The organism is Parabacteroides sp. AF17-3, from assembly GCF_003635445.1.
Classification (GTDB): Bacteria; Bacteroidota; Bacteroidia; order Bacteroidales; family Tannerellaceae; genus Parabacteroides; species Parabacteroides goldsteinii.
The window spans coordinates 396528-415307 of record NZ_QTMM01000002.1 but is presented as its reverse complement, the minus strand read 5'-3'; the positions used below and the strand labels follow the sequence as shown (position 1 = coordinate 415307).

9 protein-coding genes are annotated in these 18780 nt (G+C 43.6%); all 9 read left to right on the top strand.

The window, feature by feature from the left end; all coding sequences use genetic code 11:
* Positions 1–51 precede the first annotated feature (51 nt).
* The 9 genes from DWW91_RS03875 to DWW91_RS03840 all read left to right on the top strand — a co-directional run bounded on the left by DWW91_RS03875 (position 52) and on the right by DWW91_RS03840 (position 18749).
* Positions 52–2712 carry a transglutaminase-like domain-containing protein gene (locus DWW91_RS03875; RefSeq protein ID WP_199722549.1) on the top strand — a complete coding sequence of 887 codons (2661 nt, stop codon included), beginning with the start codon at positions 52–54 and terminating at the stop codon, positions 2710–2712.
* Between the two features lie 212 nt (positions 2713–2924).
* Positions 2925–3794 carry an Rpn family recombination-promoting nuclease/putative transposase gene (locus DWW91_RS03870; RefSeq protein ID WP_122327001.1) on the top strand — a complete coding sequence of 290 codons (870 nt, stop codon included), beginning with the start codon at positions 2925–2927 and terminating at the stop codon, positions 3792–3794.
* A gap of 518 nt (positions 3795–4312) precedes the next feature.
* Positions 4313–8626, top strand: a complete 4314-nt coding sequence (locus tag DWW91_RS03865; RefSeq protein WP_122327000.1) for a DUF6383 domain-containing protein — start codon at positions 4313–4315, stop codon at positions 8624–8626.
* Positions 8627–9318: 692 nt separating this feature from the next.
* Positions 9319–13857 carry a DUF6383 domain-containing protein gene (locus DWW91_RS03860; RefSeq protein WP_122326999.1) on the top strand — a complete coding sequence of 1513 codons (4539 nt, stop codon included), beginning with the start codon at positions 9319–9321 and terminating at the stop codon, positions 13855–13857.
* Between the two features lie 428 nt (positions 13858–14285).
* On the top strand, positions 14286–14636 hold the full coding sequence (locus tag DWW91_RS03855; protein ID WP_122326998.1) for a hypothetical protein: 351 nt from the start codon (positions 14286–14288) through the stop codon (positions 14634–14636).
* Positions 14637–14823: 187 nt separating this feature from the next.
* Positions 14824–17031, top strand: a complete 2208-nt coding sequence (locus tag DWW91_RS03850; protein ID WP_122326997.1) for a DUF3987 domain-containing protein — start codon at positions 14824–14826, stop codon at positions 17029–17031.
* Positions 17032–17452: 421 nt separating this feature from the next.
* Complete coding sequence (locus DWW91_RS28350; protein ID WP_370449560.1) at positions 17453–17659, top strand: PD-(D/E)XK nuclease family transposase; 207 nt, start codon at positions 17453–17455, stop codon at positions 17657–17659.
* Positions 17608–18102: a PD-(D/E)XK nuclease family transposase gene (locus DWW91_RS03845; protein WP_370449557.1), complete on the top strand. Its 495-nt coding sequence runs from the start codon at positions 17608–17610 to the stop codon at positions 18100–18102. The genes DWW91_RS28350 and DWW91_RS03845 overlap by 52 nt, the downstream gene beginning before the upstream one ends.
* 188 nt (positions 18103–18290) lie before the next feature.
* Complete coding sequence (locus tag DWW91_RS03840; protein WP_122327086.1) at positions 18291–18749, top strand: HU family DNA-binding protein; 459 nt, start codon at positions 18291–18293, stop codon at positions 18747–18749.
* Positions 18750–18780 lie beyond the last annotated feature (31 nt).

Sequence of the window (18780 nt, the reverse complement as noted above, 5' to 3'; positions counted from 1 at the left end):
ATACTGATTAATGAATATATTACGTATATTTGCCGGCGTAAAATAAACACTATGCATAAAACACATTTATTCGTATTATTGTTCGCTCTCCTGATAGGGACGGCGTGTAACAAAGAGAAGCACTTCATCTCTGACAATGCATTCAGAGCCGAAGTAGAGAAAGATTTCCAGGCCAAACAGGCAGCCCTGCCTGACGGAGATCTGTTTGCAGTTTTCAATCAACAAATGACGCCGGTAGAAAAAGAGGCGCTTACATTCCTGTACGCCTATATGCCGATCGGCGATATTACCGACTATGATGGAAAACTTTACCTGGATAATATCCGCAGTTCTTTCCAGGCAAAGCAGGAAATGCCGTGGGGTGACAGTATCCCTGAAGACATCTTCCGTCATTTTGTTCTTCCTATCCGTGTAAACAACGAGAACCTGGACGAAAGCCGTATGGTCTTCTTCGACGAACTGAAAGACCGTGTGAAAGGCATGTCCTTATACGATGCCGTGCTGGAAGTAAACCACTGGTGTCATGAAAAGGTAATTTATACGCCTTCCGATGCCCGTACCAGCTCCCCGTTGGCTTCTGTAAAGACAGCTTACGGCCGTTGCGGTGAGGAGTCTACCTTTACGGTGGCTGCGCTTCGTTCGGTAGGTATCCCTGCACGCCAGGTATATACCCCGCGTTGGGCACATACCGACGACAATCATGCCTGGGTAGAAGCCTGGGTGAACGGCAAATGGTATTTCCTGGGTGCCTGCGAACCGGAACCGGTCCTGAATCTGGGATGGTTTAACGGTCCGGCTTACCGGGGTATGCTGATGCATACGAAGGTATTCGGCAAATATAACGGTCCGGAAGAAGTGATGCTTGAAACAGACGGTTACACAGAAATCAATGTGATCGACAACTACGCACCGACAGGCAAAGCCATCGTGACCGTAGTCGATACCGACGGTAACCCTGTCCCCGATGCAAACGTGGAATTTAAAATCTACAACTATGCAGAGTTCTATACCGTAGCCAATAAGAAAACCGATGCCGAAGGAAAGACTTTCCTGACCGCTGGTAAAGGTGATATGTTCGTATGGGCAACCAAAGACGGTAAATTCGGTTTCGATAAAGTATCTTTTGGAAAAGGTGACGCGACGATCAAGCTGGATAAGAAACCGGGGGATGCACTCGGAGCAGTTACTCTTGACATTATTCCTCCGGTAGAAGGCTCTATCCCTGCCGAAGTAACTCCGGAACAGAAAGAGGCCAATGCCAAACGCCTGTTGGAAGAAGATGCTATCCGTAACAAATATGTAGCAACTTTCTATACCGAAGAAAAAGCCGAAGCATTGGCTAAAGAACTCGGTATCGACCCGCTGAAGACTTCTGACTTTCTGATCGGTAGCCGCGGTAACTGGATGGAGATCGAAAAGTTCCTGCGTGAAACTCCGGCTGATAAACGTCCGGTTGCTATGGCGTTACTGGATGTGATTTCGGCTAAAGACCTCCGTGATACGCCGGCTTCCGTTCTGGCAGATCACCTGAATAATACGGAAGAAGTGAAGAGCGAACAATTCAATAATTATATATTGAACCCGCGCATAGCTAACGAGTTCCTTACTCCGTATCGCAGCTATTTCCAGGCAAATGTAGATGCAGCACTGGCGAAACAGGCAAAAGAGGACCCGCAGGCTCTGGTTGAGTGGGTGAAAAAGAATATCACAATCAATGATGCATTGAATCCGCAGCGTATTCCGGTTATGCCGATGGGTGTGTTCAAGGCCCGCATTGCCGATAAGGGTTCACGTAATATCTTCTTTGTCGCTGTTGCCCGTAGCCTGGGTATCCCGGCACGTATCGAACCGGTAGCCCGTAAGGTACAGTATATGAAGGATGGCAACTGGATGGACGTTGACTTTGAAGCAGCCGTTCAGACTACAGCCAAACAAGGTAAGGTGGTCGCTTCCTACAGTCCGATCAAGGCTTTGCAGGATCCGAAATATTACAGCCACTTTACGATTGCCAAGATTCTTCCGGATGCGAAGTTGCAGACATTGAACTTCGAACGTACCGGCAATGTAGATATGGGCGTTGGCGATACCTGGAGCAGTATGTTGAAGAAACCGTTGTCGATGGACGAAGGTAACTATATGATGGTAACCGGAACCCGTATGGCAAACGGTAGCGTCCTGGCCGAAGTATCTTTCTTCAACGTAGAACCGGATAAGACAACAGATACTAAACTGGAAATGCGTGAGAACACCGACGAAGTACAGGTAATCGGTAACTTCAATTCGGAAAACAAGTTCAAACGTGCCGATAACGGTGAAGAAACCAGCGTACTGGCAACAACCGGCCGTGGTTATTTCGTTGTAGCCATCCTGGGCGCCCGTCAGGAACCGACCAACCACGCTATGCGTGATATTGCAGCCGTGAAGAAGGATCTGGAAGAATGGGGCCGTAGCATGGTGCTTCTGTTCCCGGATGAAAAAGGTTACAAAAACTTCGATCCGAAAGAGTTCGGCGACCTGCCGGGTACAATCACATACGGTATCGATGCCGATGGTCATATCCAGAAAGAGATCGCATCGGCCATGAAGTTACAGAATGCCAGCCAGCTTCCGATCTTCATCATCGCCGATACCTTCAACCGTGTCGTATTCGTATCCCAGGGATACACCATCGGCTTGGGCGAACAGTTGATGAAGGTGATACATAAGTTGTAATACATTCATAAAGTAAATATTCAGCCCTGTATTCGGTAGTAAAGAAACTCCCGGATACAGGGCTTTTCTATGGAAGGGCTAGCATTTTATTAAAAGGACAATATAATCTGTATAAAAGTTTTTTTATATCAGGTGAATACTTTATATTTGCTGCAAGGATATGAAAATCCTTGTAGTACTAGTATTATTAACAACTAAAATCGTAAATAACTATGGGAAAGTTTATCAATCCCTGGGTCGATAGGGGTTTTAAAATCCTGTTTGGCCGTGAAATCAGCAAAGATTTGCTGGTAGATTTCTTGAATGATCTGTTCAATGGAGAGCACAGTATTGTCGATCTTACTTTCCTGAATGTGGAATTGCCTTCCGAGACGATAGAAGGGCGTGGTGCCATATTTGATCTGAAATGTAAGGATGCCGATGGCGCTGTTTTTATCGTAGAAGTTCAAAATGCTTCCCAATGTTATTTCCATGAACGCGGATTATACTATCTTTGTAGAGCAGTGTGTGAACAGGGAGAAAGAGGTCCGGAATGGAAATTCGGTATCTGTCCGGTATACGGAGTATTTCTGTTGAACTTCAAGTCCGGACGAACCGATAAACTGCGAACGGATATAATCCTGGCAGATAGGGAGACAGGAAAGCTGTTTAGCGATAAGATCCGTCAGGTCTACTTGGAGATGCCCTTCTTTACGAAAGAGGAGGATGAATGTGAAACCCCTTTTGAAATGTGGTTATATATATTAAAGAATATGGACAAGCTAGAGCGTATGCCTTTTAAGGCACAAAAACAACTATTCGAGAAGCTGGAACAGATTGCCGGTATAGGAAATCTCACCAAAGAGGAGCGCCTGGAATATGATGAGGCGCTTAAGGTGTATCGTGACTGCAAGAATATTGTTGATTATGCTAAAGACGAAGGGCATGCAGAAGGTAAGACTGAAGGTTTGGCGGAAGGTCGTGCCGAGGGGTTACTCGAAGGGATGCGTCTTATGGCTGCAAACTTGAAAAGACAAGGGATAGATGTTAAAGCTATTTCAACAGCTTCGGGCTTTTCCGAAGAAGAGATTAATAGCTTGTAAGTCCTTTTTATAGGATCAATGAGTCAGGGCTATCGTTTTTAACGATGGCCTTTTTTGTGCCTGAAATGCTCTGAAATAACCCTTTTAACATTTGCATGCCAAATTCCTACAAAGAGGTATGCTGTGTATCAGCATATTAATATATGTACGCGTGTTTAAATCCATACATATAATTATGGTGTAAAATGGTAGATAATATATTGTTTTATAGTGTAATTACGAATGTATAGTAATGACTAAAAGAAAGGTTCCTTTTTTCTCGCCAGCAAAATTAATTATAACTTTTGAATGGGCAATACATTCCCCAATATTTTTTCCTAAACCTATGTGCTTTCTTATCAATTGGATAGCAAAGTAAGTATAAAATTGCTTGTTTCTTGCACAAAGTCAAAACATACCTAAAATAATGACTAGAAAAAAGGAACGTTTTTTCTAGTCATTAGCTTCTGAGTAGCGTTCCTGATCTAAGGTTAAAAGGCTTTTTAAGTAACACTATTATTAATATTAAACGAAAGATTATGAACAAAAAGTTTTCTACTTTGGTGGCCGGTATGTTGCTGGCGACAACTGTTGGAACTGGTTATGCTCAGACTCAGGATGTGTATACTAAGGCTACGGCTCCTTCTATAGAAGCTGTGTCTAAGGTTACCGATGGTAGAGCTTATCAGTTATCGGATGGTTATAATGTGCTGGTTATGCAGAAAGTAAAAGATCTGCAGGGCGGCGGTTTTCACTATGAATTGGCCTTTATCCCTTATTTTCAGGCTAATATTGGAGAATCTCTTTGGACTGTAGAAAAAGACTCTAATGTCGACAAATCCAGAACTGCTTTTATTTTCAGAAACCTGGCTCATCACCTTACTTTGTCTTTCGATCCTGCAAAAGCACAGGATTATAAAGGTGGAGTACGGACTGCTTCCCATTTAGGAGGAAAGGATGTTTCATGGACATGGATGCTTGATGAAGCTGGTGAAAACCTGACAATTGCAAGAACTCCGGAAACATATATTCATGCAGACTCTATCATGACTTTGCTTCCGGCATCAGATGGTTCTGGTAAAGTGGCTGCTGTTAAGTATGCAACAAAAGATGTTCAGGAAAGAGTTGATTTCTTTAGAATCAAACCGGTTGTTGCTGGTCCCGTATGGTTGAGTAAGTATGATTTGAATAGTAAACTTCAGACTCAGGCTGACGACAAGGTTGCTTTCGCATTTGCCAAAGGTGTTTCCGAAGGTATGCCTAACAAATGGGTAGAGCAGGAATATGAAGCTGTTGATCCGAAGCCGGGTACATTGTCTTATGGCGAAGTGGCTGATGCTTATGAAGCTTATGAAAAAGCCTATGCGGTTTACGAAGCCAAAGTAAAACAGGTAGACGCAGCTTTAGAAGCATTGAATTCTCAGAAAGAAGATTACGCTGTAACAGCGAAGATGCTGAAAGATGAACAAGGGAACTATAATGATCTGGTAAAACAATTACAGACTGTTAGTGTTTCTCTGCGTGGACATCAATATGAACTGAAAGACCTTAATAAAAGATTACAGTCTATTGAAGAAAGCATTAAGAATAATGCAAATATCAGTGATGCACAGAAACAAAAGATCGAAGGATTACTTCGTGAGTTAGTACATGCGGAGGATGCATTGAGTGCAGCAAATGAAGTTGTAAGTGACCGTGAGGCAGAGTTAATGACTGCTAATGGGGAACTCCTTGCTGCAACAACTGCAAAACAAACAGCATTAACTACCCAAAGTGTTGCTGAGCAAAAGAAAAATTTAGCAGACGCCTTCAAAGGATTACAAGATGATGCTAATGCAGATATAGCAGCTTTGACATTCGATCTTTTCAATAAGGAATATCTTGACGATTCAAAATCCTGGAATACGATTTTTACTGCTGCGGCTATAGAGACTGAATCAGATAAAGAGTTGTTTATGGCCTTTGCGAAAGAATTATACGCAAATGTGATAGCAGGAGAAGCTGGTGCTGATGCCTGGACACTTAATCAGACTGAATGTAAAACAGCGACGGCCACTTATATCACAAATGTAGTGGATGAAGCCTTAAATCAGGCTAATGCAGAGGTGACTGCTGCTGAGCAAACAGTAAAGGAGGCTGAAGAAAAAGTAGCTGACCTGGAAACAAAAAAAGCTGCTGCAGAGGAAAGTTTAGACGCTGCCAAGGCTGCAGAGAGCAAGGCACGTACAGCATATATTACCGTAAAAAATAGCATTATTCATTCTGGCGAGCTGGATAAAGACCTTTTAGCGTTGCAAAAACGTCTGGAAGATCAGAAATCTGAGTTGGAGGCTACAATTGAAGAAGAAGAAAGTAAGGAAGATACACTGAATAAAGCTTGCATGACTTCGATAGACAGAATTCTCGCTTTAAGCCAGGATCTTGAATTCGACAAGGGTGATGTTATTTATCACATGCATAAATGGGCACTTGCCGACAGAGCTGCCGCTAAGGCTGCCCGTACTGCCCAGGGATTATATGCAGTTTATACTAATTTGAATGCAGTTAAAACTCCGTATTGGCTATCTCTGAAAGCTGATAACGGTAAATACCTGATGGTTGATACTGCTTATCTGTCAGATGAAGTGGCTGGTCAAAACCACTTGACATTCAATACAAGAGAATATAAGAAATTTGAAAATCCGAATGCACCGCTTGCTGCTCGCGACATCAATGGTCGTTTCAACTTCCGTTTCTTGTATTTCCCGACTCAGGACTCTTTGCGTATCGAAGCTGACGGTTACAACCAGAAGGATGTTACAACAGCCAATTGGAAAGATCGTGATGACAGTGAAATCCGTTACAGAGCATCTTTTGCTCCGGGCTTCGAACAGAATTTAGTGAAAGTAGCAGTTCTGGGTAAACATCGTGAAGTAACAGTTGGTAGCTCTGAATATATCAAACGTCCGAATGCATTGGAATGGACAATCAATGACCGTATCGGTTTAAGTCTGGCTGGCCCTGTAAATGTTATTAATGTTCCTGCAGGTCTGTACTATCTGGATATTGTAAAAGCAAATACTCAGGAAAACGGTGCCCGTTTGATGTTGGATGTTGATGGTTACTCGCTGACTAAAGTGACTCCGGCTGATCAGGGTAAGATGGATTTTGCCCATATGCCGGCTGCGAAGTGGTATGTAGGTTCTACTCCGACAGACTTCGGTGGTTATCCGAATATTTACAATATGGAAACAGGTGAAAAACTGAACCTGGGTGCGTATACTGTAGAAGAAAAAGACGGTAAATATTATGTAACAATCAGCCAGTATATCTATCAGGGTTATGTTGAAGAGAAAAATGATACATTCGTATTGAGTGTGGCTCCTGAAAGTGAAGAAGGTTATTACCGTACAGCAACGGAAGATCCGAGAGCGCTCTTTACATTGAATTATCTGAATATTTCTTCCGGATTGAATGTTGAAGTAGGTGATAAGACAATCAATAATGATTCTGTTTTAGTTGTATCTGCTAACTCTGAAGATAAATTCAGATTACACAGAGTCGGAAACAACCGGGAATATGGTTATGGCAACTCTTTGGAACGCGGTTTATATCAGATCAGTCTTTACAATCCGAATAAGTTGAACAAGCATAATAAATATGTACAGATCACAAATGTAGATGGAACAGAAATGATGGTAGTATCCGATGCAGCTTCTGCAACTAACTTCTATTTGAAAGAAGTAAATGATGTAGACGGTACTCACTACTATGCATTGATTGATGCCGCCTGGGACAAGAAAGCCGGTGTTGTTGATGCTACAGGTTTGATCAAAGCTGAAGATATTACAGCTGAAACACGTACTTCATCATTTGCTTTAGTCGTTGATTCAACTCGTTATTATCGTGAATTTACTAAAGACGAACTGGGTGAAAAGAATATGTTGAAATTCTATCGCACACGTTCAACTGATAAAGAATATCTCTATGCTTCTGAAGCTACTGATTTGAATCTGTTGGCAGTAGAAGGTAAGGGAGACAATGCCGATGCTTTGGCAGAAATGACAGTGATTCCGACAACTGAAACTGGCGTATTGATGCCTCAGTACTTTATTGGCCGCAATGTAACAGAACAAAAAGGCTCTGTTAAATGGTGTGGCGAAGACCATGCTTCATTAGCTGATTCTCTGGCTTGCGTACATACTCATGTTACACCTGATACTATATTCGGTAACTTCTTGGTTAACTTGAAGATTGACGCTAAATACAACAAGTATGACTGGGAAAACAAATATACTCGTCTTGCCTTCCTGAAAGGTTATGTAGTGAAAGAAGAAGGAACTATGCCGGGTACAGGCAACTATACTAAATTGTTTGTTGATGGCAAACAAGTAACTATTGCTGAAAACAAACATAATGCAGCTAAGTTTGAATTCCGTCTGATCAATGATGATGAAGCTCAAGACTTCTTGATCGAGTCTGAATCCTGGAAGAATGACAATGCATTTGCTGGTGCTGCTCGTCCTATGACTGAAGGCGGTTGGTTGAAAGTCCAGAACGGTGTTCCTGTAATTGTAAAAGACAACTTTGAAAACTTCGATGCTTCATCTGCTGATATCTACAATGTGGAATCTTCAGAAGGTTCATCTGTCGCTAACGAAGATATCACTACTTCTACAATCGCTGTAATCGGCGGTAAGGGAACAGTAACTGTTAAGGGTGCTGAAGGCAAGAAGGTTGTTATCAACAACGTACTTGGTCAGGTAGTGGTTAACACGGTAATCACTTCAAGCGAAGCTACAATCGCAGTTCCTGCAGGTGTAGTTTATGTAACGGTTGAAGGTGAAACAGCAGTACCTGCTATCGTAAAATAAGAAATTATTTATAATCAATAAATTTAAATTGACTGCGTGTCGTAGAGGTGGGGTTCACCCACCTCCATGACAAGTATCCTGCGACAGGCGAACAAGCGGTCGATATTAATACTAAAGTAATGAAATAAAGTTCTTCTGTTCGATCTCTGTGAAGAGCGAAGACAGACAAAAACAAACCCCGGTAGATTTATTTCTACCGGGGTTTTCGTATGTTAGTTGACATATTCTTTTTGTGCCAGAAATGTCTAAAATATTCCTTTTAACATTTGTCTGTCAAGTCCTAGAAAATAGGTGTGCTGTGTATCAGTACATTAATGTACGCGCATGTACTCAAATATATACCTGTGATTGTGATGTAAAATGATAGATAATATATTGTTTTATAGTATAATTACGAATGTATAGTAATGACTAAAAGAAAGGTTCCTTTTTTCTCGCCAGCAAAATTAATTATAACTTTTGAATGGGCAATACATTCCCCAATATTTTTTCCTAAACCTATGTGCTTTCTTATCAATTGGATAGCAAAGTAAGTATAAAATTGCTTGTTTCTTGCACAAAGTCAAAACATACCTAAAATAATGACTAGAAAAAAGGAACGTTTTTTCTAGTCATTCGCTTCTGAGTAACGTTCCTGTTCTGTGATTAAAAGGCTTTTAAGTAACACTATTATTAATATTAAACAAAAGATTATGAACAAAAAGTTTTCTACACTTGTGGCCGGTATTTTGCTGGCCGGTTCATTTCCGATTCTGGCACAGAATGCACATCTGGAGAATGGAGAGGTCACTTACCGTTCTCAGTTTGTGAAAAGTGCATCTTTGGACCAGGGGTTCTTCGGGGTGAAAAACATAGAAGCGGGCAAATGGTATCAGTTGGCGGTTAATATGGCTGATGATACTAAAGCTAACGGAGCTACTTATGTGTTGACTCAGGAACGTGATTATTCAACCGGCAGATTGTATCTGGCTGTTAAGCCGATTCAGGATGCTGTGCTCTCTCATTCTTTATGGAAGATTCAACGTGTTGGTCAGGAAGTAAACGGAAGTATTTATACTTTTACTAATAAAGAAACCGGTTATACGTTGACATTCAATCATGAGGATGCGAAACTTCTTACGGCTGGGGATTTGGCAAATATGGAGGCTATCACAGATGCTGCGGCTCAAGCTGCAGAGCCAATCGTAAGAACATTGAAAACAGGTATACCTTCTGTGATCAGAGGTTGTGCTACCAACTGGGCCTGGTATACAACTCAGGAACAGACTAATCATAACTTTGATTCTAAGTTGCTGTATACTTATTTCCATGCAGATAATCAGACCGCATCTCAGGATTCAATCATGGCATTGGCTATGGTAAAAGTAGGACCGGAAGCAAACGTTCGTTACGATGCCGATCATTATTATGTAAAAACAGTAAAAGCATCTGCTAAAGCATTTGCTGATGCCGATTTATATGATCTTGATGACAATAAGGACCTGGCTTTGGTTCATATCCGTCCGGTAGTAGCCGGTGCAAAGGTATTGAATGCTGATGAAGTGAATTCAATGATCGATGCTGACGGAACCAGCTTGGATTTTGCAGCCAATAATAATGCTAAGTATCCTGGCTATAACCGTGATAATGTTACACGTGACTTTGCTAAGTTCACATTGTTGAGCCCGAAGACAGGTCAACCTATTACTGTTTACAACAATCCGTTTGATGTAGCCTGGATCGCTAAAACCAGTGACTTCGGTGTGTTGGATCGCAGAAACTTCAATCCGAAGGTTCAAACAATCGCTTCTACTACAGTAGCTGCCGACTTTAATAATAATGCTAATGCCTATGCCGGCTATAACCTTTTATTCCAAAATAATGATGATAAGTCTAAATATTTGAAAGTTTGGGATGAATTGTATGAAACGGAAGAAGGCGGTAACTATAATGCTCTGAAAGTTGCGGGGGCACCTTATACATATAAAGGCAATCGTGAAATGACTCCTGATGAAGCACGTTATCATTGGAAAGCAACTTACTATGCTACAAATGATAGCCTTGTATTGGAACCATTGAATGCTTCACGTCATAATTATGAAGGAGATCAGATACCTCTTACAGTAGCCCAATATTTGAATACTGTAAATGAGGCTAAAGCCTTCAGTTCGAATTCAGGTGAGTCTAATGCTTATAACAAAGCTGCCGGTGTTCCGGTTGCATTGTATCTGCAAAACCTGGGACCGGCTGCCGGTGACGTAAAAGGTTATCTGACTGTAGGTTCTCCGAATGGATTGAATACTTATGTAGACAAGAAATATGCTGCTGCCCCGAAATTCGATGCAACAACAATTGCTTATCCTCAAAAGTATTTCTATACAGATGATGAACAGAATGAAAAGCTTTATTTATCAGGAACCGAACAAGCTAACACTGTTTGGATGGTTGCCGGTAACAACCCGGCTTATGTGACAAACGGAGCTTCTTATGTGGGCATGTATACTGACACTAAAGCAAAAGATGTAAAGGATGTAGATATTGAACATGAATCTCCTCAGGGAGCTAATGTTGCTGAAACAACTGTAGATTACAATTCTCTTTATGCCGGAACAACCACTGCTACTCAGTGGCTTCGTCTGAGATTTGATTTGAATTACACTCCGCTTATCCGTGACTTTTACGAAGATGGCCTGTATTTCATACAGTTGAAGACAGATAAGCCATTGGCAGGTAACGGTAGCCGTATTAATAATGCTTATTTGGTTTATAACCATGTAGGTCGTCTGATGTATGCAACTCCGAATGAAAACCAGGATTTCGGTATCATGCCGTCTGCTCAGTGGGTTATCAAACAGAAACCTTGCCTGAACAAGAGTGATATCAATAAGAATGGAACTCCGGAAGTACAGATTTTCAACCGTGAATATGGTAAGGGTTCTTATGCGGAAGGCGAAGAAGTTCCCGTATTTGAAGGCCAGTTGTATCAGACAACTATCGATGGCGTGAAATATAACTACATCATCAACCACCGCGATTATTATAATGTGGCTCGTGCAAACGGTACATTCACGATGAATACGCTGACTTGCTCGGATACGTTATTGATCTCGAAAGTCGATCCTGAAAAGTATGCCGAAGCTTATGAAAGCGAATATCATGGTTACAAACATGTGGATTTCCACAGTCTGGCAGAATCTGCTAATCAGCCGTATTATCTGAAATACAATGATAAGCATAGTGATGACCTGACTACAAATACCGATAAATATTTGTATTCGAATGCTAGCGGTTATCTGGCTGTAACGAATCCGGATAATGCCGACTTCATTAACCAGAAGAACTTGTTCGAAATTGAAACGATTAAATCACATGTTCCATACGGTTACAGCGATATTAAAGGGTTGGAACCGTTGAACAGAACAGTTTATGCCCTGAAGGTTCGTGACAACAATGTTATCGACAACAACCGCAAATATGTTGTGGTATTGAAAGATGCGAAGAACAACCAGCGTTATGCTGTTCGCGAATTGAAAGACATTAACGGTCAGGATGTGAAGATCGCTGAGTTCTATCTGAAAGCAGACGAGCTGACTAGCGATAAGACTGATACTTGCTACGTATTAGTGGATGTTCGTTCTTACGACAAGGTTAGCGGAAAGGATGCAGCCAATGCTATTAACTTGAATAATGATATATTCAATGTTAAGAATGACCTGGATGCCGATGTAAGCAAAACATTGTCTCATTTGCATGTATTCGATGAAAATGCTCCTGTAGCACATGCTTTATATAATGATGCGGCAGATCGTAAATTCATCAATAACGGATGGCAGATTCTGGAAATGGTAAATGATCCTGACAAACTGTATCCGTATGCAATGGATAACGAACCGAATTATGACTGGTCAGCCTTCCAGTTGGTTCGCAATATTCGTCCGTTGTATAAACCGGTTGCTGAAGACCGCGAAGTAAACGGTAATATCAATATCGTAGTGAATGATGGTATCGGCGGAGTAAAACAGGCGTTGTTTGAAATGTCCAAAAATCAGTATGCCGATATTACGAATGCAAAAGAAGGCATCAACTATGCCGGTGTAACTTCTGAAGGTATCAAGCCGGGTAAAGAATGGAATACTTCTATTTATGTTGATTCTGTAGTTACTTCACCGCTTGCTCCGGTTGCAATGCCTCAGTACATGTTATGGGTAGCAAACGATACTATTGCAGACGGTTTCTATTGCGAAGATTATCTGGAAGCACCGGGTCACGGTTATTTCGACAAGCAGGATGCTGCAGATGCAGAAGACATGGAACACTATGTATATTATAATGGTTATGTTTCCGGCCGTATGTTGGTTAACTTCAATGACTCTGTTGCCCTTTATACGGGCCTGAACAAGCTGGATGAAGCAAGCCGTTATAAATATAACAACCGTACCCGTCTGGGCTTCGTAGAAGGTGTCCATATGGTTATTACTGCTGATGAATTACTGACGGCTGATAAGAAAGCTTTCAAGGATGGTGCAGAGAAGTACTTCCCGAAAGCAGATTTCGCACAGTTGAAGAGCAATTTGGCTTCTTTGACAGATCAGGAACTTGTATACGTATTGCGTGGTACAACTTTGGCTGATATCCGTGATACAAAAGGCTTCATCAATCCTAAAAAGTTGAATGATGCTATCAATGCTAAACAGATTGACGTGAAATACCTGAACGGTACTCATCGTAACTATGTATGGGCATTGCGCTATACAGAAGATGAAATTACCGATCCGTCTATTGGTGAAGGTACAGGTCGCGGCCATAACGACTTCTTGTTGGAATCTTTCGATAAAAAAGATGGAGTAGCAGGTGATGCTTCGATAGGAGGTTATAAAGGTGCATGGGTGAAACTGGATAACAATGTTCCTGTATTAGCCAGAATCACAACGACAAATGGTGATCATGACGATCTGGGTGCAACAGATATTAGCGAAGGTTTGAACCAGGGTCAGATTTTCAATATGACTGTAACGGAAGATTATGCTACATCAACGGATGAAGTATCTGTATCTGCAGTTAAGGTATTCGCAACTACAGGTGCTGTAATCATCAAGGGGGCCGAAGGCAAGAAAGTGACTATTAGTAATGTTCTTGGACAGGCTGTAGCTAGCACGGTAATCACTTCAAGCGAAGCTACTATCTCTGTTCCTGCAGGTGTAGTATTTGTAGCTGTAGAAGGCGAAGTTGCTGTCAAAGCAATTGTAAAATAAGGAATTTTTATAATCAATAGATTTTGACTGCGTGGTAGAGACGGATTGATACGTCTGTCTCTACTAATTAACCTGCGACAGGCGAACAAGCGGTCGATATTAATACTAAAGTAATGAAATAAAGTTCTTCTGTTCTACCTCTGTGAAGAGCGAAGGCAGACAAAAACAAACCCCGGGGAATTCGTTCTCCGGGGTTTCGTCGTTAGAAATAATGTGGCAATATAGAAAATAATGGGCCAATGTGGCAATATAGAAAAAGTGAACTATCTGTTTAGCAACTGGTTGTAGCTGATAATAATTGAACCTCTTGCTATCTTCATTAGCACATTGTCTCATTGGCATATTATTGCTACTAACAAAACCCTGTGTCATCACAGGACAATTATAAAGAATAAACAGATGAAAAAAAACAACAAGTCATCCTCTCTTTGGATGCACTGTGCGACGAGATAAAGCGTCTGCACGGGATGAGAGAAGAAAGCGGCTGTCTGTCGCGTAGTAACGAACGGAAACTGAAAGTCTGCAAACGGAGGCTGCAGGGGCTGCTGGGAGCAGTCGTTCTTTTTCCTGAAGACCGTCTGCATATTCCGGCAAAGGAACATATGCAGCTGGCCTTCTATATGGGAGAATTGAATAACCGGTTGAAAGAACATTTCGGTGAAATCAATGACGGTAAGCTGCTCGCTCTGCTCTTCGACATATTTGAATTTGAGGTATCTCGTGGAACCTTCCTGAGATATTACTATATGTCGGAGGATGAAAAGGAAAACGGGAAATAAATTTTCTCCCGATTCCCCTTAAAATTGACCGGTTTATAGTGCTCGCTTTCGTGGCTCAGTCGCACCAGAAGCCTTGAGACTGCGTTGGTGAAGACTATGACCGGTCTTTTTAACTGCTTTTTGTGTAAGAAAGGAATGCCTATATTGCGTCCATATTAACCGGCTGAACAGCCTAAATTTAAATAGTATGAACGCAACACCTTCAGTCTCTTATTTCGTGAAACTTTACCTGTCGACATCACAGTCCTTTACCCTGGAAGAAATCATTATCCTGATCCGTACCCGACGCTGGATACATGAAATAACCGCTTACCGCACTGCCCTGGCTTCCGGTGACAAAGAAGCTGCCCGCTCCCTGAAAGCACAGCTTCCGGGCTTTACTCCCTCCGGCCTGTTCAAAGGAGGACATCGTGCCAACCAGCTGGAAGCCTATAGCCAGGTGGTGGGACTGGATTTCGATCATGTGGCCGACCTGGCTGCATTGATCGCTCTATTCCTCCGGCAGCCTTTTACGCTGGCCTTATTTATCAGTCCCGGAGGTGAGGGGCTGAAAGTCTTTGTCCGGGTCGATACCGCCCGCGAAGAGCATGCCGCTGCATTTGCAGCGGTAGCCGCCCATTATGAGCACCTCTCAGGCGTTTTCTGCGACCGTGCCTGTAAGGACATCAGTCGTTGCTGCTACGTGAGCAATGACCCGGAGGCTTTCTATAATCCGGAAGCTCAGGTATTCTCCCCTGCCTCTGTTGTGCAGGGCCAGGTGTTTGTACACGACTGGCTGCGTGCCCATCCTGCCGTCGAAGGCAGCCGCAACCAGACTGTCTACCGCTTGGGTTGCGAGGCTAATCGGAGAGGCTTCGACCGCAATGAAACGGCCTCTTTTTGCATACCTCTGTTGCACGGTGACGACTTCCCTGAAGAAGAGATTCGTCAGGCTTTATCTTCTGCCTATCAGGGACATACTGATGAGTCGGCTACCCGTCCCCCAAGCAAAAGGACAGAAAAGGACAAAAAGGACACCGCCACATTTTCGGGTGAGGAGCTTCGCGAACAAACCCCTTTTCTACCGGAAAATATAACCACCGGTCTTCCCCTTTTGCTGGGCGATGCCCTTCGTTTCTACACCGACCGCCGCGAGCATGATATGGCTTTCCTGGCAGCCTGTACCGTATTGAGTGCCTGCCTCCCGGGAGTATGGGGTATCTATAACCGAAAACGTGTCTATCCCCATCTTTTCACGGTCGAAGTGGCTCCGGCGGCCAACGGCAAAGGGTGTATCAATGACATGCGCCGCCTGGCTGACAGCTATGCTTCACAGATCGAGATCGAGACGAAACGCAAGGAGGACGAGTATCTTCAGGCGTTAGAAGAATGGGAACTGAAGAAAGCGGCTGCCCATCAGAAGAAACAGGCGGTAAAAGTGACCGATGCCCCTGTAAAAGCCTCTACCTGCTATTTTTTCATCCCTACCCAGATAACGAAAGCCAAGTTGTTGGTTCACCTGGCTGAGAATGGCGAGGTCGGCGGACTGATGGTCGACAGTGAGATCGATACTCTGATCTCAGCCAGCCGTCAGGACTATGGGCAGTTCGACGATCTGTTGCGTAAGGCTTTCCAGCATGAACCTGTCGCCTCCTCCCGTAAGGTGGATAATGAGATGATCCGCGTTCCCCAGCCGCGTCTGGCTCTTTTGCTGGCGGGTACACCCGGACAATTTCCCCGCCTGGTGCCGAGTGCGGAGAACGGGCTGGCAAGCCGTCTGCTGCTGTATACCTGCCGCAGCAAGGCGGTCTGGCAGGATGTTTCGCCTCAGAATGGAGCGGAAGGTTTTGAGGCCTGGATCGACAGTCTCTCCGAACGTGTGCGTGATATAGCCCTGTTGCTGCGTAAACGACGTTTGCAGGTGCGCCTTACTCTCCGGCAGTGGGATGAACTGAACCGTCACTTTGCGCAGCTATTGCGTGAAACCGACCTGTTTGGGGAAGAAGACTTCCTGGGTGCCGTGAAGCGTCACGGACTGATGACTTTCCGTCTCTGCATGATCTTTACCGCTCTCGATGTCGCTTCGCTCGATTACGGGGTGGACGAGCGTTTCTGTGACGATGTTCATTTCCGGGCGGCCCTTTCCATAGTCGATGTCTGCCTCGAACACAGCCGCTTGCTGATGACGCAGCTTACCGCCCCGGCAGATATCCCCGAGCTTACCTGCCCGGATTATTTCCGTAAAATATTCGACCGGCTGGACGATCAGTTCACCGTGTCCGACTTGTATGCGCTCAGCCAGGCAGCCGGTATAAGCGACCGTTCCGTCAGACGCCACCTTTCCCGTTTGGAGCCGGTCTTCATCACCCGTCTGTCTCACGGCCTCTACCGTAAAAACACTTCCCCTGCCGCCTGATCGGATGAGTGTTTTCTGAAAATGTGGCGGTGTCCTTTTTGTCCTTTTCTGTCCTTAACTTTTGTTTCCCTCTGACATTCAGTCTTTTACCCTGTAGTCTACCGTGCAACAGGGTATAGGGGAACAAAGGGTAGGATATAGGGAAAACGGAGATACTCTATAGGGGAAAAAGAGAGTGAAACCCACGGTGTTTTAAACAGTCGGTTTAGGGAAAGTCATATTCAAATGGACCGAAGTGAATATAAAAACGGCCGGATTGATTTATTTTGAGGTTATCGTCTTGAATATCAAGAAATCTTTTTATATCTGCAGTAACGTTTATTATGAACGACAACCATTTATACCGTAACTTATGGAAAATTACGTTAACATTATGTTAGGCAGAGGTTTTAAGGCCGTATTCGGTTAAAAACAAGTAGCCATCGATTTTATCAATGCCACCCTTGAGGGAGAGCGGCAGGTCAGGGATCTGATTTATCTCGATAAAGAGATTCTCCCCGAGTCAATAGATCAGCGCACAGTCATTTTTGATTGTCTTTGTGAAGATGTGGATGGCTCCACCCCTGGCGTACGGACGTGGTACTGGCGAATGCAGCGACAGGTGAAACTTTTGGAGAACTCAAATTGAAACAGGTCTATATTTCATTTGAGTTGTTTAATTTAAGGAAAGAGGAATGTGTGACATCTCTTGAAAAGTTGGTTTTTATATTGAAGAATATGAATATATTTGATATGGCTCCTTTTAAGGAAGAAAACGAAGCGTTCCGTCGCATACTCGATGCTGCCAACGTGAATGCAATGACTCCCCATGAACGTGATGTATATGACGAACTTCTGAAACGTTACCGTGACTGGCGATGCACAACGGAATATGCTATAGAGCAAGCTGAAGAAAAAGGTTTAGCGAGAGGTATGGAGAAAGGTTTGGCAAAAGGCATGGAGCAAGGACTTGCGAAAGGTAAAGCCGAAGAACAGCGCGAGATCGCTGCGAATTTTAAAAAGCAGGGTATCGGTATAGATACGATTACCCTTTGTACGGGTTTACCGATTGAAGAGATCGAACGACTTTAAGGTAATCCAATAGAATAGACTGTATAGAGTCCCGGGAAAGGTACCCCCGGGATTTTTTTATTCCCCGATTCTCCTGTTCTTTCCACTCTGTCCCCCTCCTTCCGTCCCTTTCCGTTGGCCGGATGATGCCGGTTGTATCTTTGTTATGTGATTAATAAACAAGATGTTTAACTTTAAAAAGTATGATTATGCCAGCAAAGTACACATTGGTATTGCGTAAAGACATGCGCAAAGGGGCTGCGGAAGGCAGCAAGTTGTTTTATGCGAACGCGAAAGCGGCAGGGACGTGTGGTATGTATGAGTTATGCGATCTGATCTCGCTGTCGTCCACCGCTTCACCGGGTGACGTGCGGTTGATACTCGATTCGTTGATCGAGGTGATGAAACGCAGCCTGGGTAAAGGGGAGGTGGTACAGGTGGGCGAACTGGGGAATTTCCAGTTGCAGTTCGGCAGTACCGGTACGACGACGAAAAAGGAGTTCAACCAGGCGCTGATCAAAAGCAAACGGATTGTGTTCCGTCCCGGCAAGATGCTGCGCGATGCGATCAGCAATTATTCTTTTGAAAAGATTCCCGATCCGTCGGACAAAGAAGAAGGAGGCGGGGGAGAAGGAGGCGGAGGAAGCGACCGTCCGGAGATCGAATAGGGGGACGGCCCGGCAACCTGGCAGAGAGCCG